Raw genomic sequence first — 1,183 nt, 5'->3', positions numbered from 1 at the left:
TGACCTGCTCCCCGAGATTAGTACGGCAATGATGTAGAGTCTGCCTCCGTGGGAGGTAGCATGAAGAAGCGTTTCACAGAAGAACAAATCATAGGCATCCTGAAGGAAGCCGAGGCAGGCGCGAAGGTCGCAGAGCTGTGCCGCAAGCATGGAATCAGCGACGCGACGTACTACAACTGGAAGGCGAAATTCGGCGGCATGACCGTGTCGGATGCGCAGCGGCTCAAGGCTCTGGAAGCAGAGAATGCGCGGCTCAAGCGGTTGCTGGCCGAGAGCATGCTGGATAATGCGGCGCTCAAGGATGTCCTGGGCCGAAAGTGGTGAGCCCGCAGGCAAAGCGAGCGGCGGTGACGCACATCATGCAAGTGCATGGTTTGGGCGTTACCCGCGCCTGTGGGCTTATCGGCATATCCCGATCCTTGTACCGCTATGAAGCCCGTCGCCCTGATGACCAGCCTCTGCGAGAGCGGCTGTGCGAGCTGGCCGCCCATAAGCGGCGCTATGGCTATCGGCGGCTGCATGTGCTCGTCAAGCGCGAAGGCTGGGCCGTCAATCACAAAAGACTGTTCCGCGTCTATCAACAGGCAGGTTTGGCAGTCAGAAGACGCAAGAGAAAGAGAATCGCTGGCGTCGAGCGACAGGTCAAGGCGCCCGCTACAGCACCCAATCAGAGCTGGTCAATGGATTTCGTATCTGACGGCCTGGCCGACGGCCGGCGGTTCCGCACCTTGAACATTGTCGATGATTTTACAAAGGAGTGCCTGGCCATCGAGGTCGATACGTCCTTGCCGGGTCGTCGCGTCGTGGCAGTGCTGGAACGACTTGCTGATGCCCGAGGGCTGCCATTGTCGATCACGATCGACAATGGCCCTGAATTTGCAGGGAAAACGCTAGACGAATGGGCCTACAGAACCGGCCTGAAGCTGCACTTCATCGAACCAGGCAAGCCCCAGCAAAATGCCTATATCGAGAGCTTCAACGGTAAATTCCGGGATGAATGCCTGAACGAGCACTGGTTCGTCTCGATGCGGCATGCACGAGCGACGATCGCCGATTGGTGCCAGGAATACAATAACGACCGGCCGCACAGCTCACTCGGGTACCTGACGCCAAAGCAGTTCGCAGATAGTTTTTTAACCGCAGACTCTAATTTGGTTTCGTACTAAATTGGGGAGCAGGTCAG

At 57.5% G+C, this 1,183-nt stretch carries 1 protein-coding gene; it reads left to right on the top strand.

Translation table 11 applies throughout. The annotated features are described in order from the left end of the window. Positions 1–60: 60 nt before the first annotated feature. Positions 61–1,166, top strand: a protein-coding gene (locus NCCP691_RS21200; RefSeq protein WP_373870381.1) for an IS3 family transposase whose coding sequence is annotated in 2 segments (ribosomal slippage) — positions 61–310 and positions 310–1,166 — 1,107 coding nt in all. Because the reading frame shifts where the segments join, the coding sequence is not laid out codon by codon here. Positions 1,167–1,183 lie beyond the last annotated feature (17 nt).

This window comes from Noviherbaspirillum aridicola (assembly GCF_019656455.1).
Classification (GTDB): domain Bacteria; phylum Pseudomonadota; class Gammaproteobacteria; order Burkholderiales; family Burkholderiaceae_D; genus Noviherbaspirillum; species Noviherbaspirillum aridicola.
The sequence above is the reverse complement of the archived record's forward strand: the minus strand, read 5'-3'. Positions and strand labels throughout refer to the sequence as shown.